Origin of the sequence: uncultured Pontibacter sp., assembly GCF_947495565.1 — a bacterium.
Lineage (GTDB): Bacteria > Bacteroidota > Bacteroidia > Cytophagales > Hymenobacteraceae > Pontibacter.
Map to the genome: position 1 here is coordinate 214,675 of NZ_CANLZM010000003.1, position 23,593 is coordinate 238,267.

The window sequence follows — 23,593 nt, forward strand, 5'->3', positions numbered from 1 at the left end:
CTCCTAACTTTCTAACACTCTAACTTCCAAACTTTCCAACTCCTAAACTTTTTAACTTCCAAAACTCCAAGTGCCTTACATAATACAGGATAAGTCGAAATTGCATTACCGAGTTATCGGGCAAGGCAGCCAGGTGATGCTGGCCTTCCATGGGTATGGGCAAGGCAGCAGCTATTACCAGCCGATGGAGAAGGCGTTGGGCGAGGATTATACTATTTACGCCTTCGACCTGTTTTTTCATGGGCAGAGCCAGCTGCACAAGTATGACATGCCGCTCACCAAAGCGTTCTTGTCTAGGTTTGTTGAGCGATTTTTGGAGAAGCAGGGCATCCAAGAATTCTCGCTGATGGGCTTTAGCATGGGCGGCAAGTTTGCGCTCACGCTGGTAGAATACATGCCGCAACGCATCCGGGAGCTGTTCCTGATAGCCCCTGATGGTATAAAGACCAGCTTCTGGTACAATATTGCTACTTATCCCGGGTGGCTGCAGCAACTCTTTAAGCGTACGGTAGTAAAGCCTGAGTTTTTTTTCAAGTTTCTTCGGATGCTGCACCGGTATAACCTCGTGCACAAAAGCCTGCTCCGCTTTGCGCATCACCAAATGGACAGCACCCCAAAGCGCCTGCGCGTATACCGCAGCTGGGTCGGCTTCCGCGACTTAAATTTTGATATCCGTAAAATCGTGCAGCTGCTTAATAAGCACAAGGTCCCTGTCACCATGTTTCTGGGGGAGTACGATGAAATTATTTCTCCAAAGCGCGTGGCAGTTTTTATGGATGCGTTGGATAAAGGGGAGCTGGTTATACTTAAAACCGGCCATTCTCACTTGCTGCAGGAAGTAGCCGAGTTGCTGCACAAAAAACGCACTTCAAACGCAGGGTAAATCTATACTTGCGCTTCTAATACTCTTCCGGCAAACGCAGCGGCGGCAATAAATAATAGCGGCCATCTAACCGGGCAACATTAAAATGTACCTGAAAAGGCATGCCTATAGCAGAACTGAGGTGCAGCTGAACTGGAAAGATAACTGCGTTATGTGCAGCCGGGGTATCTGCAAAAGTAACTTCTCTAATGTAAGTAGCAGGCCAGTTTACCTCTAGCAGCACACCATCCTGAACCACCTTGCCAAAATCCCGCTGAAAATCCAGGAGCATATCGGTGGGGGTATAGAGCAGAAGTGTTTCGCGCACGGGGGCAGTGCCGAGCTGCATCATTTTATCATACACATACTTGTTGGCAAGGTGCTGGCTAACGGCATCAAAATTATTGGTTTGCAGCGCCTGGTGCAGCAGCAACGTAAGCAATTCTAGCTTTTCTACGCCAGCCTGTTTGTTGTACTCCTGGCGCTGCACCGCCAGCGAGTCAGGCTCTTGTGCAGCGGCGGGGGCAGCGGCTAAGGCCAGTGCCAATATTTTCAAAACTGATTTATACTTTAACATAGTGCCTGCCGTAGCTGTTGCTTGAACATTGTGTCTCTTCAAGAGTATACGTATCATGTAAGTTGTAAGGCTTTTGCCGCACCTATAGTATCACCCTGATGAAAAAATACACCTTATGAGAAAATCACTACGACTGCTTTGCCTGGGTTTCGCGCTTTCGGCAGTAAGTATGAGCTGTGGCTCTGACAACGGCGAAACCACCAAAACCGGACCCACCGAAAACCAGCAGGCAGACCAGAACAACGGCATTAGCCTGCCCACTGGCCCCATTGATAAAGACCTGCAACGCATAAAACTGCCAGAGGGCTTCCGGATAGACTATTATGCCAAAGATGTAGATAACGCCCGCTCCATGGCTATGAGCGAATCCGGGATATTGTTTGTAGGCACGCGCGGCAACGACAAAGTATATGCCATAGTGGACGAGAACAAAGACGGCAAAGCAGATGAAGTAGTAGAGGTGGCATCTGGCTTAAACATGCCGAACGGTGTGGCAATCCGGAACGGGGAGCTGTACGTGGCCGAAGTTAGCCGCGTAATCAAATTCCCTAACATTGAGCAGACCTTCCGGAATAAGCCAAAGTATGAGGTGGTGAACGATGAATTTCCGGGCGAGACACACCATGGCTGGAAGTATATTGCCTTTGGGCCGGATGATAAACTGTACGTACCTGTTGGAGCGCCCTGCAATATTTGCAAGGAGGATGAGCCGATTTATGCCAGCATCGCGCGCATGAACCCGGATGGATCAGGCCTGGAAGTATACGCTGAAGGTGTGCGCAACACGGTGGGCTTCGACTGGCACCCGACAACCGAAAATCTATACTTTACTGACAATGGCCGTGATATGCTGGGCGATAACCTGCCGCCCGATGAGCTGAACCGTGCCACCGAAAAAGGCCAGCACTTCGGGTATCCTTACTGCCACGCAGGCGCTGTTTCTGATCCTGATTTCGGGAGCCAGGGCAACTGCAACGATTTTGTGGCACCGGTACAGAACCTTAGCCCGCACGGCGCTGCGCTGGGCATGAAATTTTATACAGGCAGCCTGTTCCCAAGTGAGTACAAGAGCCGCATCTTTATAGCAGAGCACGGGTCCTGGAACCGTTCCGAAAAAATAGGCTACCGCATTATGCAGGCCACCACAGACGGCAGCGGCAACGTAACCGGCTATGAGCCTTTTGCCGAGGGCTGGCTGGAAGGGCAGGACGACTGGGGCCGCCCTGTAGATGTGCTGGTAATGAAAGACGGCTCGCTGCTGGTGTCTGATGACAAAAACAACGCCATCTACCGCATCACGTATGCCGGGTAAGTATAATACCGCCGCCGCCTTGAACCAAAACCCTCATTTTATACTTTGTTTAAATTCACGAGTGGTAGTGCATAAATCGCTATTATCGCATTATCTTTAACCGCTGATGAAAGAGGATAAACAAAATAAACCTAAGCCGGAAAAAAAGCTGATCGGGCGGCGAGAGCTGGTCTCTTTCCCGCAACTTGATATTGAGGAGATTGAGGCGAAGGTGGATACAGGTGCCTATACTTCTGCTATCCACTGCTCCGATATACACGAGGAAGTGCGCCCGGACGGTACCAAGGTGATCTGCCTGGACCTGCTGGACCCGTCGCACCCGCAGTACAACCACAAAAAACTGGAGTTTACCGAGTACGCCCTGCGCGAGATCAAAAGCTCGATAGGGGAGAAGCAGGAGCGTTTTGTCATTCGTACTAAAATCAAGCTTTTTGAGGAAGAGATAGAGGCCGAGTTCTCGCTCTCAGACCGCAGCGACATGAAGTACCCGGTGCTAATTGGCCGCAAACTCCTGAAAGGCCGCTTTATAGTGGATGTAGCCCGTAAAAACCTGGCCCACAAGTATAAGATCAAACATAAACAGATATAAAGAGCATTTATGAAAATTGCTATTCTCTCCCGCAACCCTAAGCTATACTCTACACGCCGCTTGGTAGAGGCAGCAGAACAGCGGGGGCACGAGGCCATCGTTTTAGACCACCTGCGCTGTGACCTCGTGATTGAGCAGGGAGATCCGCACATCCTCTACAAAGGGGAGCGCCTGACGGATATTGACGCAGTTATACCGCGTATTGGAGCCTCTGTTACTTTTTACGGCACAGCCGTGGTACGCCAGTTTGAGATGATGAAGGTAAAAAGCGCCGTAGACTCGCAAGCCATTGTACGCTCCCGCGATAAGCTGCGCTCGCTCCAGATTTTGGGCCGCGCCGGGCTGGGCATGCCAAAGACTGCCTTTACCAACTATTCTAAGGAAACCTCGGAACTGGTGAAGGAAGTAGGCGGGGCCCCGCTTGTGATCAAGCTGCTGGAAGGCACACAAGGCCTGGGCGTTGTGCTTGCCGAAACGCGCAAGGCCGCTGAGTCGGTGATTGAAGCGTTCCATAACCTGAAGGCGCGCATTATTGTGCAAGAGTTTATTGCCGAGGCCGGTGGTGCCGACATCCGTGCGTTTGTGGTAAACGGCGAGGTGGTGGGTGCCATGAAGCGACAGGGCAAAGAGGGCGAGTTCCGGTCTAACCTGCACCGCGGAGGCAAGGCTGCTCTTATTAAGCTGAGCCGGCAGGAGAAAGCCGCAGCGTTATTGGCTGCCAAATCTCTCGGTTTAGGCATAGCCGGCGTAGATTTGCTGCAGTCTAAACGCGGGCCGCTTATACTTGAGGTTAACTCCTCGCCAGGTTTGGAGGGTATCGAGAAAGCCACGCAGAAAGACATCGCCGGAAAAATAATACAGTACGTGGAAGGGCAGACTGTGAAACGTACCAAGAAGAGCGTTAAAGAATAGTATGCCTGAGACGATTGTAATCAACGGTAGAAGCATAGACCGTGGTGAAAAGGTGCTCACAAAACTGGTAATAAGCAAACTGCCCAGCGGTACCGTAATTGAAATTCCTGTTTATGTTTTCCGCTCGGTGCACGATGGGCCGGTTGTGCTGCTGATGGCCGGTATGCACGGCGATGAGGTGAACGGCACGGAGATTATCCGGCGTATGCTTTCCCGCAAAATGCTGTACCCGCTTAAAGGGACCATTATTGCAGTACCAGTGCTGAACATTTACGGCTTCCTGAATTTTTCCAGAGAAGTACCGGATGGTAAAGACGTTAACCGCAGTTTTCCGGGTAACCGCGATGGCTCCCTGGCCAGCCGCGTAGCACACCGCTTCCTGAAAGAAGTGATGCCTTACGTAGATTACGGTTTGGACTTTCATACCGGTGGCTCCAGCCGGGCCAATTATCCGCAAATTCGCTGCATGCTAAACGATTATAGAAACGCTGAACTGGCCCATGCCTTTGCGCCTCCTTTTATAATGAACGCGCCTTACCGCCAAGGCTCTCTGCGCAAAGAGGCCGGTAAATTGGGCAAATCCATACTTGTGTACGAGACAGGGGAGAGCCTCCGCTTTGATGAGAAAGGTATAAATTTGGGTATAGAAGGCACGTGCCGCGTACTGCACCACCTGGGTATGATGGCCAACTGCACGGATGCCACAGAGCCAACCGTGGTATGTATGAAAGATATCTGGCTAAGGGCTAAAAACGCAGGCCTTTGGCGAACTTCTATCAATATAGGAGATCACGTGAAAAAGAACCAGCAGATAGGAAGTATTACCGACCCTTACGGGGAGATGGAAGTGCGCCTGAACGCGCCGGCTACGGGGTATGTGGTAGGGCTAAACAACATGCCAGTGGTAAACCAAGGCGATGCGTTGCTGCATATTGCTTTTTAGTTTTAGGTAATTCATTCATGAAAAAGGGAGGCAGCTGTGTATAGCTGCCTCCCTTTTTCATGAATAATATACTTTAGTTATTTACACCCATCTCTTTTTCTCGCTGAAGTGGTTGCAGCCGAACTGGGCGCCAGTTATCATCTCGAATTGTTTAGGCTTCAGGTCGTTTGATGCTTCGTGCACCAGCGGCAGTACGTATGACGGCTCCATGGCATGCTGGCCCGTCAGTTCATCGCAAACGCCAAAATCCTTACTTTGTACCTGTACTTTATTTGGGTCCTGCTCCCAGTGGGTGCAGTGGTTACATGTTGCTTCCATAGGTTCGTAGTTTTGTTTTGTATAAGTATTTATACTTGCCTAAGAGGGCGCTGGTTTAGTTTAACGGCTGTTTTAAGGAAATTTAGAATTAAGCTAAATAAGCAAATGCACCAACTAGATTGATAAAGCAAAAGGCCCTGCTATACTTTAGCAGGGCCTTTTGCTTTATACTTTTGCAGCTTTAACATCAACACTAAAACACATACCGCACATGCAGCGCTGTGTCCCAGAAGCCGCCGCCGCTTGGTATGTTGATGTATGGCTTAATGTCGGCACCGATGGTGAACGGAATGTCACGGATATAGTACTCCAGGCCTAAAATCCCATCAACACCTACGCCTACTACGTTATCGTGGTAGTGCTTATGGTCGCGGTCATAATAGTGGCGGCCTTCCCAGAAGCCGATGTGGCCACCCAAACCGTAATACCACTGCAAGCCGCGGGCGTTAAAAGCCTGCGCATGCTTCTCGTAAAGTACAGTTATAACAGTGCCTCTGTACTTAAAGCTGGTGCTCAGGATACCCTCAATGGCAGCATCGCTCTTGATAAAATGCTTTACGGTAAGGCCGGATGCGGCACCGCCCCTAAGACCTATGCCAGTAGAGTAACCGCTTTGGGCTTGTGCACCAACAGCGGCGAAAAGTACAAATGCTAGCGCAAATGTCAGTTTTGTAAAGAGTCTCATTACTTTGGTTAAGTTGAAAATTCGTCGCGGGCCAAGGCTGTAGATAGCGCCATGGTTGCCGCGAAATTACAACTTCTAACGACGTTTAAAACTGTTTTTGTATGGGAGGGACTACTTTTTACCTTCAGATTTGTAATTCTGCAGGTATGCTGATTTCTTAGTGCGGCGGCCAATAAGCTTGAAAAATGATATAAAGCCTTGCTTATCAAGATGAAGTGCTTTGGCAAACGGGTCTCCTTCTTTAGAGTCCTCAAAGTCTTTCATATAATGTTCCCGCACCAGCCCAGCCTCGTTAATCTCTGCAGCAGCCTCTATGTGCACCAAGCCGGTTTTCTCCCAAAGCCTGCGCCACCAGTATATAGTATGTATAAAGTACCAATAACGTTGGTAATCCTCACGCAGAAAATCGGGCACCTGCTCCAGCGATTCTATCTCTTCGGTAAAGCAGACATCCACAATGGCAATACAACCTTCTGGTTTTAGAAATCTGGCAATATAGGGCAGGTACTTTTCGTCGGTCCCGAAGTAAGTATAAGAATCCACCACAATCACGGCGTCAAAATACTCCTGTGCAAAAGGCAGTGCACGGGCATCAGCCTCCAGCGGTATTACCCTGTCCTGGCAACCTGACTGGCAGATGCGCTGGAAATTATCGCTGGCTGATACGGCTTCATCTACGGCATACACAGTCACGCCAAACTCTTTGGCCAGAAAAATAGAGCTAATGGCTTTGCCGCAGCCCAGGTCCAGCACGCGCATGCCCGGTTTCAGGTCTAAAGACTTGGTGAGGCTCTCGAGGTTAAAAAGCACGTTCTCTCCCATAGAGTGGCGGCGCACCCATTCGGGGTCGTAGCGCATCGCCTTCGGGAAAACGTGTTGTAGCTTTTGTTTAGCCATACTTTATACTTTCTGAGAACAAGCTTACGCGGCCAACTGCTTAAAGTTAAGAGCCTAGGTGGGCAATATCATCGGATGGGTGAATGTGCTTGCCGGGTTTTTCAGCCTTGGCGGCAGCAAGCATGGCACGCGCCACAGTTTCTGCTTCTATAGGTTTATACTTCTCCAGCGGCCCAATCATGAGGGAGCTAAGCGGCTTCATCACTTTGCTGGCGAAGTCCTCGCCGGTGCGTTTCTCTTCGCGCTCTCCCAGCAGCAACGAAGGCCGGAAAATATGAACCGCGTTGAAGGGCTGCTGCTGCACATCGCGCTCCATCTCGCCTTTTACTTTGTTGTAGAAGATCATCGAGCCGGCATCCGCCCCCATCGCCGATACCACCAGAAACTGTATGGCTCCTTTGCGGGCCGTTAGTTCTGCCAGCTGCGTTACATAAGTATAATCTACTTTATAGAAGCTGTCTTTAGAGCCGGCCTTTTTTATGGTAGTGCCAAGGCAGCAGAAAACATCATCGGCAACCATCTCTGCGGCATAGTCCTTCATCCTGTCGAAATTAATAACCTGCTGGTCCAGTTTCGGGTGGATAAGCGGCAGTTCGTGGCGGCCAACAGAGATAACTTGGCTATAGCGCTCGCTCCTGAGCAGCAGGGAGAGCAGGTGCCCGCCTACTAATCCGCTGGCTCCGGCTATCAGTGCGGTTCTTACTTTTTGCATAAGTTTTTTTCTTATGCAGAAAATACGTTCTTAAGCGATATATAGTCTATGAAGTATAGCAGTTTAACCGAGAAATTATTGTTTTGCGGCACGGCAAAGGTGTTAGACATATTATCGAAGTACCGGTTTTCGATCTCGCTGCCTCTGTCCTCTATAAAATTCTTCCAAACCACGCGTAGCTCGCTGCCCGGTGCAAAGCGCCAGCTGTACACCAGGTCCATGGTGAAGGTGTTGTAATTGATGTCGTTGATCTCGGAAGTATAAACTCCCTGTTCCGTTGTGGTTGGCTGCAGCAGGCCGTCCTCAGTCAGTTCGAAAAAGCTTTTATAAGCGGCTCTGGACCAGTAATGGCGCATGTTCAGCGTCAGCCCTGAGCGCTCGTTAAAAATGTAGGCGCTGCTGATGGTGGTGCTGACGGTGGTAAGGGTGCGGTCGCCGAAGAGGATATGGGTGTTCTGCTGGGTATCCTCATACTTGTCTGCATACCCGATGTTGCGTTTGTCGATGCTGTAGCTGTTGCCGTTCACGATGGAGAATTTGTCGTTTACACGGAATCGTGGCTCAAAATTGAATGACCAGCTATTTTGGTCGTAGCGGCGGGAGCGCCAGAGGTTGGTAGAGGCGTCCAGGGCAAAGCGCTTGCGGTAATCGGTGCTGATGCCGATGCTGGAGCTAACGGCCGGCGGCTTAATAAATACCTGCGGAAAAGTGCGCGCCTCAAAGTAATCATACCTATCGCCGGGGCGCAGGCTGGCGTTTACCCACATGCTGGTAAAGTTACGGAAGCGCATACTGGTTCTGGCGCTCAGGTCGAAGGCGGTGAATTTATTTGGCTCGTACAGCATGCTGTGCCCCACGCTAAAGCTGTTGCTCCACGAAAGGAACTTCCAAACGGGCTGGTAAAAATTATAGCTGATGCTGGCGCTGGTGCTTATCTCGTTGTTGTTGCTCAGGTAACCCAGGTCGTTGATATCGTATGTATCAGACTCTACGTTATGGTTAATGCCGTAGCGCAAGTTGCCGCTTATCTTGCTTAGGTTCACAAAATACTGGTGGCCCAGGTCTACACCGTTTTCCTCATCCTTACCGTAGAGTTGGCTTAAGTTTCCGCCGCCGGTGAGGGCAAACATATTGTTTTTATCAGCAAAACGAGCGCGGAGGCCTGTTACGTTGGCATCGTAAAAGCTGCTGGCGCGGGTAACGTTGGTGTTGGTAAAGGTAAGGTATGAGTTGCGCGGCAGCGTTTGGTCCAGCACAAAAACATTATAGTTGGTAAACGGATCTGTGAGCACTTCGCGGGTGGTGCCGGTGAGGGAGTCTTGCACAGTGGCGTAGGTGTTGCCGGTAAAGGCGTTAAACAGGCCGATGCCTAAGCCTCGGCGCGTTCTTCCGGATACCTTGGCGGCGTTCAGTAATTGCGTTTCCACGGGGTTACGGTCTATTATCTCGCCATTCAACAGCTGCTCCTCTACGTAGCCATGGCCCACAGGTCTTGCGCCGATGCGGCGGGAGTAAAATAAGCCAGCTTTGTTAAACAGCTCAGTGCCTTCGGTAAAAAACTGCCGGTTCTCGCTATACTTTACTTCAAATGGCCCCAGGTTGAGCACTTGATTGTCCGACTGTGTTTGTCCAAAATCCGGGATCAGGGTTACGTCCAGGGTAAAAGCGTCGTTGATGCCATACTTTACATCCATGCCGCCATTAATGGAGTGGGAGACGTCCTTGGTGTCGCCATCGGTTTCGCTGTTGCTGTTCGGGTAGTGGTTTACGTACCCTGAAATGTAAGGCATAAATTGGAGCCTGACCGGAGACTTAACGCCCTCTATACCTATCACACGGCCCGCCTGGTTTATCAGTCCGCTGACAGAGTTGTCTACGTGGCTCCAGTAGGACTTTTCGCGGTTGCGGCGCACCACCCGCATATAATTCACGCCCCAGGTCTGCACCTCAGCCTCCGGAAAACGGATTGCGCCGTAAGGGATGCGCATTTCCACTGTCCAGCCATTTTCGTGGGTACTTACGCTGCTTTCCCAAACGGCATCCCAGTTCCAGTCTTCGTTGCCCTGGGAGTGCTTAATATCGGTCTGCACTCCGGCCGCTGACACCAAAAAAGCAAATGCATTCTGCTTGTCGTTGTAAGTGTCCAGGTATATCCCAAACATATCAGAGTTATTTTCGCCGGAGTCGCGTTGGCCCAGTTGGGTAAGTATAGAATCGGGGGCGGTATCGTAAAGCATTGCGCCAATGTATACTGCATCGTTATCAAAAAGCATGTATACCTCTGTCTTCTGGGAAGACGGCCTGCCGTTCAGGGGGTCGTAGCGGTAGAAGTTCTGCGCCGGCTGTACCTGTTGCCATACTTCCGGCTCCAGGTATCCATCCAGCACGGGCACTACCTGCGTTCTGGTAACTTTAGAGGTTTTACTGCTCTTGCTATTTTCTGTATCGTTGTTGCGTTTGGTTTCGTGTGCGTGCGCTCCGCCAGTGCACAAGCTTAATAACAGCGCGAAGGGTAATAGTTTAGTAAGCATACATCAAGGCTGCACCTTGTCAGGGGTGCAAAGGTTTTAAAAGTGAGATCGTCAGGTATGTTGTAGGTGCGTGTGTCTACTCGGGTGGCGGTGCGGCAGGTGTTATCCTTTTTTCAGCCGGATGTTGTCTGGCTCAATGGTGATTTTACCTGCTTTATACAAACTGCCAATGGCGCGTTTAAATGTTTTCTTGCTCATGCCCAGTGTCTGGTAAATGTCCTCGGGAGAGCTGTTGTCAGAAAGAGGCATCCAGCCGCTGCCCTGCTCCAGCGAGCGCATGATTTTATCGGCGGCATCGTCTTTTTCCTCTTTCTGGTTTATGCCTGGCTTGCGCAGCGTCACATCAATTTTGTTATCCGGGCGGATGAGCTTAATGTAGCCTGTCGCTTTATCGCCGATGCGCAAATCCTGGAATACCTCATTCTTATAAAGTATGCCCATGTACTCGCTGTTGATAAGTACTTTGATGCCTATATCGGTAAGCCCGGCTACAAGTAACTGTACTTCATCGCCCTCGCTTAGTTTAATGTCCTCATTGTGCAGGTATTTGCCTAGTTTGGAGGTAGCCACTACGCGGTCTGAGGTTTCATCCAGGTAAACATACACGCAGTACTTGCGGCCCACTTGCATTTTGTTTTTCTGGTTGTTTAGCGGCACCAGCAGGTCTTTCTCCAGGCCCCAGTCCAGGAAGGCTCCGAAAGGCGTTTCGTCGGTGCAGGTAAGGCAGGCAAACTCACCGATGGTGGCATAAGGCTCCAGTGTGGTGGCAATCATGCGGTCTTCGGAATCGCGGTATATGAAAACGCGAAGCTTGTCGCCTACCTTTGCGCCTTCGGGTAAGTATTTGCCCGGCAGCAGAATATCTCCATCTTCGGAGCTAAGGTATACGCCAAAGTCTACTTCACGCGCTATCTCCAGCTCGTTATAATTGCCTAAATCTACCATGGTTGTGTTGCGTTAAGAGGTGTTCTGGTGCAGAGGCTGCACTCCCTCTACAAATCTAATAAAAAGCGGGCGGGCTTAAAAGTTGCAACAATAGATAAATGGGTATAAATGATATATTTTGCTAGAAGTATAAGTATGAGCCGGTTGATTTATACTATGAATCATTTGTAACTGCGTTTTTTTCTGGCGCATGCCGCTGCTTGTTTTAGTTAGAAACAGGCTATACTCTATACTCGTCGGTTCATACTCGGATAGCCGCAGCCTGCTGTAGCTAGAACCAAGCTATACTTTCTAGTAGCTGTTTATCCTCTGCTTTACCAGCTGCTCGTTTCAACTCTGGCTTTGGCTCCCTCCAGGCGGGGGTAGGGGCCCTCTTTAAGGGAGGCCTCGTCCTGGGGGAAGGGGCCCTCTTTAAGGGCATCGCGCCTTCTGCATTTCCTTTGCTCCTGCGTCGCAATTTCGCTGAAGCGAAACCAGAAATCTAGAAGGCGCTCAACCCAAGAACTGGGAATTATTTCGATAGCCGCTGCTGACGGAGCTTAAACAGAATTCCCCACCTTAGCCAAGGAGGGGTTAGGGGTGGTTGGATGATACAGCTAGCCACCGCTTAACCAAAGTCCTCCTTCGAAGGAGCAGGGGACTGGTAATCGTTCACGAGCAAATCTATGGGTGGGTTCATACTTGTAGGGACAGGTCACGACCTACACGTACAATGACAGCAGCTAGATGTAAGCAGTGGCTATGTAATATCTGCCATGGCAAACACACATACAAAGTATAAAACCCCGGCAGCTTGCGCCACCGGGGTTTTATACTTTGTACTTGCAGAGGTGTCTTAAGCCTTGGCTTTTTTCTTTAATTTTGATTTAGACTCGTCGGCTTCCCCGTCTTCCATGATGTCTTCAGGTTTGGCAATCAGGCCGATTGATAGGCCGTCTTCGCCCAGGAAGTGCTCGATGTGATGGCAACGGTCCTCTGTCTTCAGCAGGATGCCTTCCAGCAGCGATTTGGTAGCAAAATCCTCCATCTCAAAAGCCTTCTTAATTGACTTGCGCAGCTCTACGGCAATGGTTTTCTCATCGTCCATATCTTTGTTCAGCATTTCGCGGATACGGAATTCGCCTTCTTCCTCGTGCTCCAGGTAAGCAATCTTGAGCTGATTGGCCGGGTGGCAGGTAGGGCAGTAGCCCATTACGGTAAGGCGCTCGGCAATGGCGTCGTACTGTTCGTGAATCTCGGTGTAATGCTCCTCAAAGAACAAGTGCAGATCGCGGAACTGCGGGCCTTCTACCAGCCAATGGTGTTTGTGATACTGATGATATAGTACAATAAATGAAGCCAGGTGGCGGTCGAGCTCTTTGGCCATGGCCGTAGCTGTTTCTTTAGGCAGACCTACCGGGTTTCCTTCATATTCGTTTTTCTCTCTAACTTTTTTCATAGGTGCGTAATTGCTGTTTAGGGTTTTTATACTACCCTATAAACAGGCTTAAGCGCCAAAAGGATACGAGATATTAATAAAACTCTGCTACGCCGGGGCGGCCAAACTCAAAATTTCGGAAGTCATAGAACGGTGCCGAAGACTCGTACAGCCTGAAATCCCGCATGTTACTGCTGGGCGGAAGCTGTGGGTAATATCCTAAAGTTATTTGTATGGTGCTAAAAGAGGTAAACTCGTTCCGGAACCTGAAGCCAATGCCGTAGCTGCGGTAGGGCTTCTCCTGAAACGGGGAGCTTTGGTTGCCAACCGAGAGCCAGGCTAAATCAGCATACACAAAAGTAGCCAGCCGGAAACCCAGCAGCGAGAGCGGAGTAAACAGGTTTGCCTCATAGTTAAACGATGCCCGACGCGTGCCCCGCACCAGGTCAGAGCGGAATCCCCGGACGCCACTTTCGTTATCGATAGAGAGAAGCTCCTCCGGGTTACGGTTAATGCCCAGCGTGCCGCGCCCCAGCAGATAATGCCGCAGCTTCCAGTTGCCCCACTCCGCCAGCCTGGTAATAAATAATGTCTCCACATCCAGCACGCCTTGCTCCCAGCGGTCATCCCTGATAAAAGTGCCGTAGCCAACCCTGCTGTAGAGGTAGCCGAAGTTAGTGCCATACTTGGCAAAGGAGAGGGAGGTGCCAAAGTAGCGGCGGTCCCAAATATCGCCATCCTGGTAGCCGCCTGTTACGGAAAACAGCGTGCCTACCGGTATGTCTTCTGTTCGGCCAAAGCCAAAAATATAACGGTCTTTGTAGTACTTCCGGATGCTGTAACCCACGCTGCCCATCATCAGCGTATTGTCCTGGAAATTCTCTGTCGGGGTGATGCTGTAGTTTGTATTGATAACGCGGGCGCCAAGTATAATACGGCCACGCGGCTCATAACCCAGGTTGTATGATTTAAACTTTAATGTGCGCCCCAGCCATGCATCCTGCTGCGTATAGCCAACATTGCCGAAACGCGCTACAGTGTCTTCTGGGGCGGATGGCAGCAGCAGGCGCTCCTCTATCCAGCTGGCTCCCACGGCACCGGCATACTTGGTGTTAAGCGAGAAGAAATCACGGCGCAGGAAAAAGCTTTTCTCTTTGTAGTAATTCTCGTCTACATAAGCCAGGTCGGCTGTGATGTAAGTTCTGCCAATGTTTTCAACAGTATAAAAACCTGCCACCTCCCAAGGCCGCGGTCTGTTAAGGTTAAACTTATACGTGCCTTCCACCTGGTGGCCCTGCCCTAGGAAATTAAGCTCCCGCAAGGTAACGCGCCCTTTGCCGGAGGAAGGCGTGTAAGAGCCGGAGCCGCCTAAACTGAAAATATCCCTTGTAACCACAAACACATCCACGCTGTCGTTGGTGGTGGTCTCCTCATTTACAATAATTCTGGCATCCAGGATGTGGCGCGTCTGGCGCAGCAAACGCTCGGATTCTACCAAAGCCAGTGGCTCCAGCCGTTCCATTTTGCGGAAAAGCAGCTTATTGCGGACTTGCCCGCGGCCGGTTTTGATGTGCAGCGAGTTGCCGGCTTTCTCGAAGAAATTGCGCGGGACCCTGGAGGTATCGTTAATAGAGTAGCCAAACGGGTCTAGGGTCAGGATATCAATGCGGCGCACTACTTTGTAGTTGTGCAGCTCATACTCCTTACGGATCAGCTCAGCATCCATGCCAAACGCTTCCTCCTCCTTCCTGTCAAAATCAAGCAGCGCCCTCAGCAGTTTGCCCATTATCGTTTTCCGCTCCGACATCTGCTTGAGGTTCTCGATGATACGGGCGTTAAAGGATTGCTGAACGGAGTCTTGGAAGGCAGGCTGAGTTTGAACCGTATCCTGAGGCTGCTCCTGCCCCTGACACACGCCTATGCAAAGCAGCAGCATACACAGCAGGCATGCCAGCGGCAGAAATCTAAATGTAGGGTGTAAGTAAGGCATAAGTAGTATAGCGAGGCAGCATCGGCTTCGGTTTTAGCCTTCCAATATAACGTTTTCTGTTGCCAGATATGATGGCCTGAGCCTATAAAAATAGCAATTATGGTACACTATAGCTAATCAGGCGAAAGTATGGTGTAGTGAGTGATGCTAATTTTGTTAGTTTATGAACACCTGCAGACAAAGATGTGGATAAAAATTGCTAAAAATATTGGGCTTATGTTTACAATAGACGTATCTTTAACCCATTAGAAGTAGAGAAGCACGGCGATATGGAGAACAGATTGATAGAAAAGCTAACTATTTTAGCAGATGCTGCCAAGTATGATGTTTCCTGCTCATCTAGCGGTGGCAAACGCAAAAATGAGAACAAAGGGCTAGGCAATGCTGAGGGTATGGGTATTTGCCATAGTTATACAGAGGATGGTCGTTGCGTATCGCTGCTGAAAATACTGCTTACAAACCATTGCATTTTCGACTGTGCCTACTGTGTTACCAGAAGGAGCAACGACGTGAAGCGTGCCGCCTTTACGGTGCAGGAGGTGGTGGACCTGACAATCAACTTCTACCGCCGCAACTACATCGAGGGCCTGTTTCTAAGCTCAGGCATCTTTAAAAATGCCGATTATACAATGGAGCGACTGGTGCGTGTGGCTAAAAAGCTTCGGCAAGAGCATAAGTTTAACGGCTACATTCACCTGAAAACTATACCGGGAGCCAGTGAGGAGCTGATAAAGGAGGCCGGACTGTATGCCGATAGGTTGAGTGTAAACATAGAGCTTCCGTCGGAAATGAGTTTGCAGCAGCTTGCGCCGGAGAAGAACTACAAAGAGGTGCTGGAGCCAATGGGCAACATTAAGCAGCAGCTGGTACAGGCCAAGGAGGAGAAGAAACTGTTTAAGTCGGCACCAAGTTTTGCGCCGGCAGGCCAGAGTACGCAGCTTATTGTAGGGGCCTCTGCCGAAAACGATCATCAGATTCTGCAGCTGTCGAGCCAACTTTACAAAGACTATAGCCTGAAGCGGGTGTATTACTCCGGCTATGTACCGATAAGCAGCGATAACCGCCTGCCTATTATTACAGAGCCGCCCATTATACGGGAAAATCGAATTTACCAGGCCGATTGGCTCATGCGCTTTTATGGGTTCGATGCTAAAGAGATTGTGGATGAGCTGCATCCGCACCTGGACCTGGACATAGACCCGAAGCTGGGCTGGGCGCTGCGCAACCGCCATATATTTCCGGTGGAGCTAAACACGGCTGACTATGAGATGATTTTGCGTGTGCCGGGTATCGGCATAAAGAGCGCTCAGAAGATTGTATCGGCCAGAAGATTTACACCGCTGAATTTTGAGCACCTGCGGCAGATGGGCGTCGTGCTGAAGCGGGCAAAGTACTTTATCACCTGCCAAACCAAAAGTCTGCAGCGCCAGGATTTTGAATCGGAGCTTATCCGGAGAAAAATTCTGTTTGGAGAGGGCTCTGTGCGGAGTGCTTTACTGAAGCAGCAGTTGGACCTGTTTCGGCAGGTAGGGTAGCAACAAAGGAGAAGGGGAAGAGGCATGAGAGAAAGGAAAAGGAAATCATTAATACCAAGTTATACTTCCAAATCAATCCAACCTAAGAAGGTGTTAGTTATGAGAAAGAATCAAAAAGTAGCTCGAGTATCTTTGTACTGTAAACTGAACATGCTGGTGCCACAACTGCAAAGTCTTTCATCTCGTGCGCAGGCTGAAACCGCTGAGAAAGGCCGCAACGCGAGTAAATAACACAGCCTGTAATAACCGGTTTATATTTTCAGATGCATCTTTATACTTACGACGGTACTTTTGAAGGGCTGCTAACAGTAGTATTTGAAGCCTTTGAACGTAAAGCATGGCCAACGGCTATTGAGCAGGAGCACGTGGCGCAGCCAAGTATGTTCGGGCAGACGGTTGCTGTAGTTGCCGATGAGGAGAAAGCCAACCGGGTGTGGCAGGGGCTCCAGAAAAAGCTTAGCGTCGGGGCGCAGCAGGCACTTTACCATACATACCTATGGGGGCAGCCGCAGTTTGAGCTAATTATTTTTGATTACACAAAGCTGGTTTTCAGCTCTAAGGAAAACATTGAAGGCAACTACGCCGCGCCCTGTGTGCTGCAGGTGCAGCAGGCCGCCAAGCAGGTGCACCGCGAAAAGCACAGGATGGAAGCATTTGTGCGTTTTCAGAAAACCACCGACGGTTTATACTTCGCTACAATCTCCCCGGACTTTAATGTGCTGCCGCTGATTGTAAAGCACTTTGAGAAGCGGTACGCTGACCAGCCTTGGGCGATTTACGATACAAACCGCCGGTATGGCGCTTATTATGATCTCAACCAGGTGTCATTAATAAATCTGGAGCTGCCGCCAAACCAAAAACATGCCACGTTAACTGCAGATGCCAAAGATCAGGAGGAGGATATTTACCAGCAGCTTTGGCAAGTATACTTCGATAACGTAAATATACCAGAGCGTAAAAACCCAAAACTGCACCTGCGGCATGTCCCAAAGCGCTACTGGAAGTACTTGTCTGAAAAGCAGCCCCGGCAGCTACGATAGAGCTTTATAACATTTACAACAACCTATAATCTATTGCATTAAAACTAGAAGATAATTGTACACGTTGTGCAACCTTTTTTCGATTTTATACGTTTATAAGTATATATATCGTTTTACAATTGCAGGAAAACGGCAAAAAGAATTTGCCGCTTTATAAGTTTACCTGCTTAACCTCATAATTGCACACCATGAATTCACGCGTACGAAAGAAACTCATTCAAGTAGCTCGCGGTAGAGCACATCTGATGTCTTTTCAGAACCTAATCTACGAAGCTGAGCTTGGCCTTAACCTGGAAAACCCGCACGAGAAGTCGATGCTTGCTGAAGTAATCGACGAAATTTCCGAGAGAGAGTATAAAGCCGGTCGCCCGTTGCTTAGCTCACTTGTTAGGGTAAAAGGACAAAAAAACCAGGGAGACAGCTTTTTCAGAATGTGCGAGCGCCTTGGTTACGGTAACTGGAAAGACCTTAAAAAGAACTCTAAGTTTATAGAAGATCAGCGCGAAGCCTGCCGGGAGTTTTGGTCAGACAAGAGTAATTTTACAGATCACCTATAAACAGTAATAATATGTTTAAATGCAGCGTGGTAACACCAAATTCACCCTTGGTTGCCACGCTGTATTTTTTATTTCCATCACCCGGAAGCTCGAAGCTCCTGGCCTTCCTGTAAAAGCATTTTTGGCATTCAGCTTAATCTAAATATCACTCCTCCATTTATCAGTACAAGCTTCAATTCTCCAATCAAGTACAATAACTGCAGACTCAAGCATATTTTGCTTAAATCAATAATCAAATCTAATAAAGTATAAGTAATGTGCGACTTGTAAACTTGCACAATACTAATACAGCGGATTTATACTTGAAGTAGCGTGTATACCAGTTGCTTTAGCTGGTCACATAATAGAATAGGTGTGAAATCGAAAATATGTACATGCAGCAGCGCCTCCTCCTCCTCAAAAAGTAATTGCCAGTTCTAGATTTATACTTACCAAGACTTCTGAAACGTCTATACCTATACAATTAAATGCTGATGCCTCTCGATAGAAGTTAACATTTATATAAAGTTTTAAAGTATAACTTTTACTAGTGATGCCGCTGTAGAATGTACTCTGTCCAATTATAAATCTCTAGATTTATCAATCATAAAAGCCTTTCCGAAGCGAAAAACTTTTGTGCACGGTTTAAGCTGCTTTAGCTTTTGTTAGAGCCTCAGCAGAAAAAGAAGCTGTTTAGAGTTTTTGGTTATAGGGCCTACACCCGCCATTGTTGGTGTTTTTCACCAACAATCAAAATGCAGATGCTGTTAATCTTGCTGGTGAAAACACGCAATAAGGGCAGGCAGTGTAGTATTAATAAACTCTAAACAGGCTCTAAGTATAACAGAGGAGGCACAGCAAACGGATACATATTTTAAAAAGTTAGATTAAAGCATTAAAGCACTGTTTGCTGACTAAATTAACGTCAGGAGAAGTATAAATTAGCCTTGAACGCAACTTGTATGATTTATCTAAAATACCTGATAAAAAATCTCTAGTTCATTTTGACTATATAGTAAAATATAGCTTTCTTTATAGAAAATTAAAAGGAGCTTGGTTTTATATCCTGCTGATTTGCTAAGCATTAAGCTGCCATCCCTTTGATTTTTACAAGTACTTGAAATTGCACGCACGAAACAGTTATCAATTATTTTAACATTGCCTATGAAAGCAAATTTTACAAAACTATTTGTACTGGCCCTCATTTTGGCCGGTTTTTCCCATCATACAGCCGCGCAGGTTGTAAAATTCGGCAAGGTATCCGAAGAGGAGCTTAAAATGAGCTCGTACGACAAAGACACCTCTGCCGCCGCTGTTATACTTTCTGACTACGGCTTTACCCGCTTTGATTACATAGGCGACTTAAAGGTGGTATTTGAGCGCCAAATCCGGATCAAGATATTCAAAAAATCAGCTTATGACTGGGCCGATGTGGTAGTGCCATACTACCAAAAAGGATCGGGCAAGGAGAAAGTAAGTTCCATCAGAGGGTTTACTTATAACCTGGAGGACGGAGAAGTTAAAAAAGACAAATTAGAGGGGCAAAGCGTTTTCGATGAGAAGACCTCTGAGTTTTGGTATGCTAAAAAGTTTACCATGCCTAACGTGAAGGAGGGTTCAGTGATTGATGTAACCTATACCATAACTTCAGATTTTGTATATACGCTACGGGATTGGGAGTTCCAGCAGAGCATTCCGGTGCTTTGGAGTGAGTACCGCGCACGCATACCGGAGTATTTTGATTATAAATTTCAGATGCAGGGCTACAACGGGCTCTATAAAAGCGAAAATGAAAAAGAGGTAGCCACTGGCGGCGCAAAAGTTACGCCTGATACCTATAACAACGCCTATGTTTGGATAATGAAGGATGTGCCGGCCCTAAAGGAGGAAAAGTACATTACCACGCTGCGCGATTATCAGTCGAAAATTGAGTTTGAGCTGCAGCGGGTGCATATTCCGGGGCAGGCATCCCGCACCATGACCGGCGATTGGGCTAAAGTTACAACAGACCTGATGTCAGAAGATAAATTTGGCGTGCAGCTGAACCGTAGCGGCTTTTTTAAGGATGAACTTGCCGCTATCCAGAGCAAGTATAAAGGGCAGGAGGAGCAGTTAGCGGCTATTTTTAGCCTGGTAAAAAACCGCATGAAGTGGAACGGCAGAAATAGCTTATATGCCAATACCACTATTCGGAAGGCTTGGGATGAGCGTACCGGAAACGCAGCAGATCTTAACCTGCTGCTAACATCTATGCTACAGGAAGCTGGTTTTGACGCCTCACCAGTAATTGTGAGCACCCGTGAGAATGGTCGCATTAATACGGCTATGTCGCCTATGATTTCTAAGTTTAATTATGTGATAGCCCAAGTAAAGGTAGGCGACAAGGAATACCTTCTTGATGCCACTGACCCTCTGGTAACGGTAGGGGTGCTTCCGGGCCGCTGCCTGAATGGCCAGGGCCGCCTGATAAAGAAAGGGGCAGACCGCTGGGTGAGTTTAACGCCAGCTACGAACTATACGAAGCTGTTCAGTGCTAACCTGACCATGAACGAGCAAGGTGAAGTGGTAGGGACTGGTCGCGAATCATTGGGTGGGTATGGTGCTATAAGCCTGCGCAGAACTATTCTGGATGAAGGCGAAAGCAAGTATACAGAGCGCCTGGCTAAAGAAGTGGGTGATTTTAAACTGACAAAGCCCGAGATCATCAACCTGAACGAGCTAAGTAATCCGCTGGATATTTCTTACAACATTAGCGTAAACGGCAGCGGCCGCTCAAACGATATTATCTACCTGAACCCCATGCTGGGCCGTGGCGAGAAAGAGAATCCGTTCAAACTGACGGAGCGCCTTTACCCGGTGGATTTCGGCACACCGGTAGACGAGACGTACATTTGCAACCTGACAATACCAGAAGGCTACGCAATAGAGGAAGCACCTAAAAGTATTGCTGTAAACCTGCCGGAAAACGGTGGCCGGTTTATGTACATGGTGCAGCAGCAGGGGAATTCTGTACAGGTTATGAGCAAGGTGAGCATTAACAAGCCCGTGTTTTACGCTCCGGAGTATGCCTATCTGAAGGAGTTCTACAACCAGATTATCGCGAAGCACGCGGAGCAAATAGTACTGAAAAAAATAGCAGCTAATTAATTTATAGGATGGCATTGGAGCAGACTTGCTGTGGCTACAAGCTATAGCAGGCCTGCTCTAACGCCTGCTACTTTATAGTATTGAGGTAATCAGCTATGTTACAAATAAATAAGAAACTTAATTGGCTCTGCGTTTTAATCTGCTGCATTTTGCTGGCACCGCAGGCATTTGCTTCGGACAGCACTTCTCTTTCAGAATTAAGCAAAGAGGCCAATGCAATTATACGATCCGAAGAAACAGTATTTACCGTTAACTCCATCAACAGCGGCACACTTCGTTTCAAAACCACCATCACCATCCTGAACGAGAACGGCGACCACCGCGCAACCCTTTATGTGCCTTACAGCAAACTCAGTAAGGTAAGCCACATCAGCGGCACCTCTTACGACCGTTTTGGGAAACGCCTGAAAAAGCTTAAGAACAGCGATATTAAAGACGTGAGCGCCATCAGTAGCATATCAGTATACGAGGATAGCCGCGTAAAAATTGCCAACCTGGAGTATAGCGTGTACCCTTATACAGTTGAGTTTGAGTATGAGGTATCGCAGTCTAACATGATGTTTTACCCGCGCTGGATGCCGCAGGACGAAGAAAACCTTTCTGTGGAAAAAGCCAGCCTGCAGGTGCAGGTGCCTTTAAACGCAAAGCTGCGCTACCTGGAAAGCAACCTGCCCCAAAAGGTGGAGGTGATAAACAGCGGCACACACCAGATTTACAACTGGGAGGTAAGCAACCTGAAACCTGTTGAGTATGAGCCCTACGGCCCCGGCTTCAGCGAATTAGTGCCTATGGTGCTGACGGCTCCCAGTGAGTTTGAAGTAGATGGCTACAAAGGAAGTATGGAAACCTGGAAAGACTTCGGGCTTTGGCAGCATAAGCTGAACCAGGGGCGCGGCGCATTGCCTGCTGAAACTGTAGCCAAGCTGACAACCTTAACGGCCAACGCTAATTCTACGGAAGAGAAAGTGCGCCTGGTTTATGACTACATGCAGGGCAAAACCCGTTATGTGTCCATACAGTTGGGTATTGGTGGTTGGCAGCCTTTTGAGGCAAACTTTGTAGACAGCAAAGGCTATGGCGATTGCAAAGCGCTCTCCAACTATACGCAAGCCATGCTGCAGGCAGTGGGCGTGGATTCTTATTACGCTTTGATTAATGCGGGGGAAGGCAAAGCCGATATCAGAACTGAATTTCCGAGCAGCCAGTTTAACCACGTTATACTTTGCGTGCCGATGCCACAGGATACGATGTGGCTGGAGTGTACAAGCCAGACGGAGGCAGCCGGTTATAACGGCAGTTTTACCGGCGACCGCCACGCGCTGCTTATCACGCCGGATGGTGGCAAATTAGTAAAAACCACAGCCTACAACGCAACGGATAACCAGCAGATCAGAAGTATAAAAGTACAGCTTGACGAAAAAGGCAGCGGCACCGCGAGCGTAAATACCCGCTATACCGGAATTCAGCAGGAAACCCGTGACCAGTTGATAGCTAATAGAAAACCAGAGGATCAGCGCAAGTGGCTTTACGAAAACACCACAGCTCCTCCCTTCGAGATCAGCAAGTTCAGCTTTGCGCAGAAAAAGGATCGCGTGCCAAGTATACATGAAAACCTGGAGCTGAGCCTGCGCCAGTGTGCCACGCTCAGCGGCAAGCGTATGTTCGTTAACCCAAACCTAATGAGTAAATGGACACACGTACCTAACCAGAAAGAGAAACGATTGACAGACGTGGTGCGCGTAATGGCCTATGTTGATGTAGATACGGTTGAGATTGAGATGCCAGTGGGCTATTCTGTTGAGTATCTGCCACGCCAGGTGCAGCACAAATCGGTTTTCGGGGAGTATACAGCGTCAGTAAAAGTTGATGGGCAGCGCGTAACCTATATGCGCCGCATGCAAATGAACAAAGGCCGTTTTGCACCGGAGACATATGCGCAACTGGTAGAGTTCTACAACAATGTTATCAAAGCAGATGCCGAGCAGGTAGTATTCGTGAAGAACATCCAATAGAGCCGGAGCTGCTGGCAGTACAGTTTTGTGCCAGACCAGCCGATGAGCTAAACAGCAAAGAATAAATTTAACTCCGCCAGCTTAGTATAATCCTGAGCTAGCGGAATTATTTAAACTATAGGAAAAATACTTTACTAAAAGCTGCGTCTTTTCAGGAGTCGCTCCGTCATCAGGGTGTAACAAGTATAAAACACCTAAAAAGATAGAGCCATGAAAAGATTTCACGTAAACGTAAGAGTTAAAAACCTGCAGGAGTCTACCGCTTTCTACACTGCCTTGTTTGGCTCTGAGCCAACCGTACTGAAGCCGGATTATGCCAAGTGGATGTTGGAGGACCCGCGTGTTAACTTCGCAATCTCGTTTCATCCGGAAAACGCAGGCATTGAGCATTTAGGCATACAGGCTGAGAGCGAAGAGGAGCTGGGGCAGGTATACGGACGACTTAAAGAGGCAAAAGGTGCCATCCGGGAAGAGGGAAAATGCACCTGCTGCTACGCTAAGTCTGAGAAGTCGTGGATTACAGACCCGCAGGGCGTGGATTGGGAAGCCTTTTATACTTTTGGGGAGTCTACTGTGTATGGTGAGCCAGCCACCAAATGCTGCCCCGAAGCCGCCGATGCCATTTAGTACAGA

At 48.7% G+C, this 23,593-nt stretch carries 21 protein-coding genes; 12 read left to right on the forward strand and 9 right to left on the reverse strand.

The window, feature by feature from the left end:
• Window positions 1–70 precede the first annotated feature (70 nt).
• On the forward strand, window positions 71–883 hold the full coding sequence (locus tag Q1B04_RS05600; RefSeq protein ID WP_299756609.1) for an alpha/beta hydrolase: 813 nt from the start codon (window positions 71–73) through the stop codon (window positions 881–883).
• Between the two features lie 16 nt (window positions 884–899).
• Here the strand turns inward: Q1B04_RS05600 and Q1B04_RS05605 are convergent, their stop codons facing one another.
• A complete protein-coding gene (locus Q1B04_RS05605; RefSeq protein ID WP_299756612.1) occupies window positions 900–1,481 on the reverse strand; it encodes a hypothetical protein in 582 nt (193 codons plus the stop codon).
• A gap of 73 nt (window positions 1,482–1,554) precedes the next feature.
• Here Q1B04_RS05605 and Q1B04_RS05610 point away from each other — a divergent pair, with 73 nt between their 5' ends.
• The 4 genes from Q1B04_RS05610 to Q1B04_RS05625 all read left to right on the forward strand — a co-directional run bounded on the left by Q1B04_RS05610 (window position 1,555) and on the right by Q1B04_RS05625 (window position 5,195).
• Entirely contained in the window at window positions 1,555–2,751 is a 1,197-nt protein-coding gene (locus Q1B04_RS05610; RefSeq protein WP_299756615.1) for a sorbosone dehydrogenase family protein, read from the forward strand.
• 106 nt (window positions 2,752–2,857) lie between these two features.
• The gene (locus Q1B04_RS05615; RefSeq protein WP_299756618.1) at window positions 2,858–3,340 is read left to right on the forward strand and encodes a RimK/LysX family protein; all 483 of its coding nucleotides are present in this window, start codon (window positions 2,858–2,860) and stop codon (window positions 3,338–3,340) included.
• A 9-nt stretch (window positions 3,341–3,349) separates the two neighbouring features.
• Complete coding sequence (gene rimK, locus Q1B04_RS05620; protein ID WP_299756620.1) at window positions 3,350–4,252, forward strand: 30S ribosomal protein S6--L-glutamate ligase; 903 nt, start codon at window positions 3,350–3,352, stop codon at window positions 4,250–4,252.
• Between the two features lies 1 nt (window position 4,253).
• Window positions 4,254–5,195 (forward strand): succinylglutamate desuccinylase/aspartoacylase family protein, encoded by a 942-nt coding sequence (locus Q1B04_RS05625; RefSeq protein ID WP_299756622.1) that lies wholly within the window; start codon window positions 4,254–4,256, stop codon window positions 5,193–5,195.
• Between the two features lie 81 nt (window positions 5,196–5,276).
• Here the strand turns inward: Q1B04_RS05625 and Q1B04_RS05630 are convergent, their stop codons facing one another.
• The 8 genes from Q1B04_RS05630 to Q1B04_RS05665 form a co-directional block, all read right to left on the reverse strand.
• Window positions 5,277–5,513: a hypothetical protein gene (locus Q1B04_RS05630; RefSeq protein ID WP_299756625.1), complete on the reverse strand. Its 237-nt coding sequence runs from the start codon at window positions 5,511–5,513 to the stop codon at window positions 5,277–5,279.
• 193 nt (window positions 5,514–5,706) lie between these two features.
• Window positions 5,707–6,198, reverse strand: coding sequence for a hypothetical protein (locus tag Q1B04_RS05635; protein ID WP_299756627.1), 492 nt, complete (start codon window positions 6,196–6,198; stop codon window positions 5,707–5,709).
• Between the two features lie 111 nt (window positions 6,199–6,309).
• Window positions 6,310–7,095: a class I SAM-dependent methyltransferase gene (locus Q1B04_RS05640; RefSeq protein ID WP_299756629.1), complete on the reverse strand. Its 786-nt coding sequence runs from the start codon at window positions 7,093–7,095 to the stop codon at window positions 6,310–6,312.
• A 46-nt stretch (window positions 7,096–7,141) separates the two neighbouring features.
• Window positions 7,142–7,807, reverse strand: coding sequence for an NAD-dependent epimerase/dehydratase family protein (locus Q1B04_RS05645; RefSeq protein ID WP_299756632.1), 666 nt, complete (start codon window positions 7,805–7,807; stop codon window positions 7,142–7,144).
• 11 nt (window positions 7,808–7,818) lie between these two features.
• Window positions 7,819–10,338: a DUF5916 domain-containing protein gene (locus Q1B04_RS05650; RefSeq protein WP_299756634.1), complete on the reverse strand. Its 2,520-nt coding sequence runs from the start codon at window positions 10,336–10,338 to the stop codon at window positions 7,819–7,821.
• Between the two features lie 102 nt (window positions 10,339–10,440).
• Window positions 10,441–11,283 carry a S1-like domain-containing RNA-binding protein gene (locus Q1B04_RS05655; protein ID WP_299756636.1) on the reverse strand — a complete coding sequence of 281 codons (843 nt, stop codon included), beginning with the start codon at window positions 11,281–11,283 and terminating at the stop codon, window positions 10,441–10,443.
• An 835-nt stretch (window positions 11,284–12,118) separates the two neighbouring features.
• Window positions 12,119–12,721 carry a ferritin-like domain-containing protein gene (locus Q1B04_RS05660; protein ID WP_299756638.1) on the reverse strand — a complete coding sequence of 201 codons (603 nt, stop codon included), beginning with the start codon at window positions 12,719–12,721 and terminating at the stop codon, window positions 12,119–12,121.
• Between the two features lie 73 nt (window positions 12,722–12,794).
• A complete protein-coding gene (locus Q1B04_RS05665) occupies window positions 12,795–14,690 on the reverse strand; it encodes a hypothetical protein (RefSeq protein WP_299756641.1) in 1,896 nt (631 codons plus the stop codon).
• Window positions 14,691–14,959: 269 nt separating this feature from the next.
• Here Q1B04_RS05665 and Q1B04_RS05670 point away from each other — a divergent pair, with 269 nt between their 5' ends.
• From Q1B04_RS05670 to Q1B04_RS05700, 7 genes are all read left to right on the forward strand, one after another.
• The gene (locus Q1B04_RS05670) at window positions 14,960–16,225 is read left to right on the forward strand and encodes a putative DNA modification/repair radical SAM protein (protein ID WP_299756643.1); all 1,266 of its coding nucleotides are present in this window, start codon (window positions 14,960–14,962) and stop codon (window positions 16,223–16,225) included.
• Between the two features lie 99 nt (window positions 16,226–16,324).
• Window positions 16,325–16,456 carry a hypothetical protein gene (locus tag Q1B04_RS05675; protein ID WP_299756646.1) on the forward strand — a complete coding sequence of 44 codons (132 nt, stop codon included), beginning with the start codon at window positions 16,325–16,327 and terminating at the stop codon, window positions 16,454–16,456.
• A 32-nt stretch (window positions 16,457–16,488) separates the two neighbouring features.
• Complete coding sequence (locus tag Q1B04_RS05680; RefSeq protein WP_299756648.1) at window positions 16,489–17,265, forward strand: TIGR03915 family putative DNA repair protein; 777 nt, start codon at window positions 16,489–16,491, stop codon at window positions 17,263–17,265.
• Between the two features lie 188 nt (window positions 17,266–17,453).
• On the forward strand, window positions 17,454–17,822 hold the full coding sequence (locus Q1B04_RS05685) for a hypothetical protein (protein ID WP_299756650.1): 369 nt from the start codon (window positions 17,454–17,456) through the stop codon (window positions 17,820–17,822).
• Window positions 17,823–18,965: 1,143 nt separating this feature from the next.
• Complete coding sequence (locus Q1B04_RS05690) at window positions 18,966–20,948, forward strand: DUF3857 domain-containing protein (protein WP_299756652.1); 1,983 nt, start codon at window positions 18,966–18,968, stop codon at window positions 20,946–20,948.
• A gap of 95 nt (window positions 20,949–21,043) precedes the next feature.
• Complete coding sequence (locus Q1B04_RS05695) at window positions 21,044–22,960, forward strand: DUF3857 domain-containing protein (protein ID WP_299756654.1); 1,917 nt, start codon at window positions 21,044–21,046, stop codon at window positions 22,958–22,960.
• A 210-nt stretch (window positions 22,961–23,170) separates the two neighbouring features.
• The gene (locus Q1B04_RS05700) at window positions 23,171–23,587 is read left to right on the forward strand and encodes an ArsI/CadI family heavy metal resistance metalloenzyme (protein ID WP_299756656.1); all 417 of its coding nucleotides are present in this window, start codon (window positions 23,171–23,173) and stop codon (window positions 23,585–23,587) included.
• Window positions 23,588–23,593: the final 6 nt, after the last annotated feature.

Coding starts and splice junctions, on each gene's coding strand:
- Q1B04_RS05610 (WP_299756615.1), top strand. CDS start 1,555: ATGAGAAAATCACTACGACTGCTTTGCCTGGGTTTCGCGCTTTCGGCA.
- Q1B04_RS05615 (WP_299756618.1), top strand. CDS start 2,858: ATGAAAGAGGATAAACAAAATAAACCTAAGCCGGAAAAAAAGCTGATC.
- rimK (WP_299756620.1), top strand. CDS start 3,350: ATGAAAATTGCTATTCTCTCCCGCAACCCTAAGCTATACTCTACACGC.
- Q1B04_RS05625 (WP_299756622.1), top strand. CDS start 4,254: ATGCCTGAGACGATTGTAATCAACGGTAGAAGCATAGACCGTGGTGAA.
- Q1B04_RS05630 (WP_299756625.1), bottom strand. CDS start 5,513: ATGGAAGCAACATGTAACCACTGCACCCACTGGGAGCAGGACCCAAAT.
- Q1B04_RS05635 (WP_299756627.1), bottom strand. CDS start 6,198: ATGAGACTCTTTACAAAACTGACATTTGCGCTAGCATTTGTACTTTTC.
- Q1B04_RS05640 (WP_299756629.1), bottom strand. CDS start 7,095: ATGGCTAAACAAAAGCTACAACACGTTTTCCCGAAGGCGATGCGCTAC.
- Q1B04_RS05645 (WP_299756632.1), bottom strand. CDS start 7,807: ATGCAAAAAGTAAGAACCGCACTGATAGCCGGAGCCAGCGGATTAGTA.
- Q1B04_RS05650 (WP_299756634.1), bottom strand. CDS start 10,338: ATGCTTACTAAACTATTACCCTTCGCGCTGTTATTAAGCTTGTGCACT.
- Q1B04_RS05655 (WP_299756636.1), bottom strand. CDS start 11,283: ATGGTAGATTTAGGCAATTATAACGAGCTGGAGATAGCGCGTGAAGTA.
- Q1B04_RS05660 (WP_299756638.1), bottom strand. CDS start 12,721: ATGAAAAAAGTTAGAGAGAAAAACGAATATGAAGGAAACCCGGTAGGT.
- Q1B04_RS05665 (WP_299756641.1), bottom strand. CDS start 14,690: ATGCCTTACTTACACCCTACATTTAGATTTCTGCCGCTGGCATGCCTG.
- Q1B04_RS05670 (WP_299756643.1), top strand. CDS start 14,960: ATGGAGAACAGATTGATAGAAAAGCTAACTATTTTAGCAGATGCTGCC.
- Q1B04_RS05675 (WP_299756646.1), top strand. CDS start 16,325: ATGAGAAAGAATCAAAAAGTAGCTCGAGTATCTTTGTACTGTAAACTG.
- Q1B04_RS05680 (WP_299756648.1), top strand. CDS start 16,489: ATGCATCTTTATACTTACGACGGTACTTTTGAAGGGCTGCTAACAGTA.
- Q1B04_RS05685 (WP_299756650.1), top strand. CDS start 17,454: ATGAATTCACGCGTACGAAAGAAACTCATTCAAGTAGCTCGCGGTAGA.
- Q1B04_RS05690 (WP_299756652.1), top strand. CDS start 18,966: ATGAAAGCAAATTTTACAAAACTATTTGTACTGGCCCTCATTTTGGCC.
- Q1B04_RS05695 (WP_299756654.1), top strand. CDS start 21,044: ATGTTACAAATAAATAAGAAACTTAATTGGCTCTGCGTTTTAATCTGC.
- Q1B04_RS05700 (WP_299756656.1), top strand. CDS start 23,171: ATGAAAAGATTTCACGTAAACGTAAGAGTTAAAAACCTGCAGGAGTCT.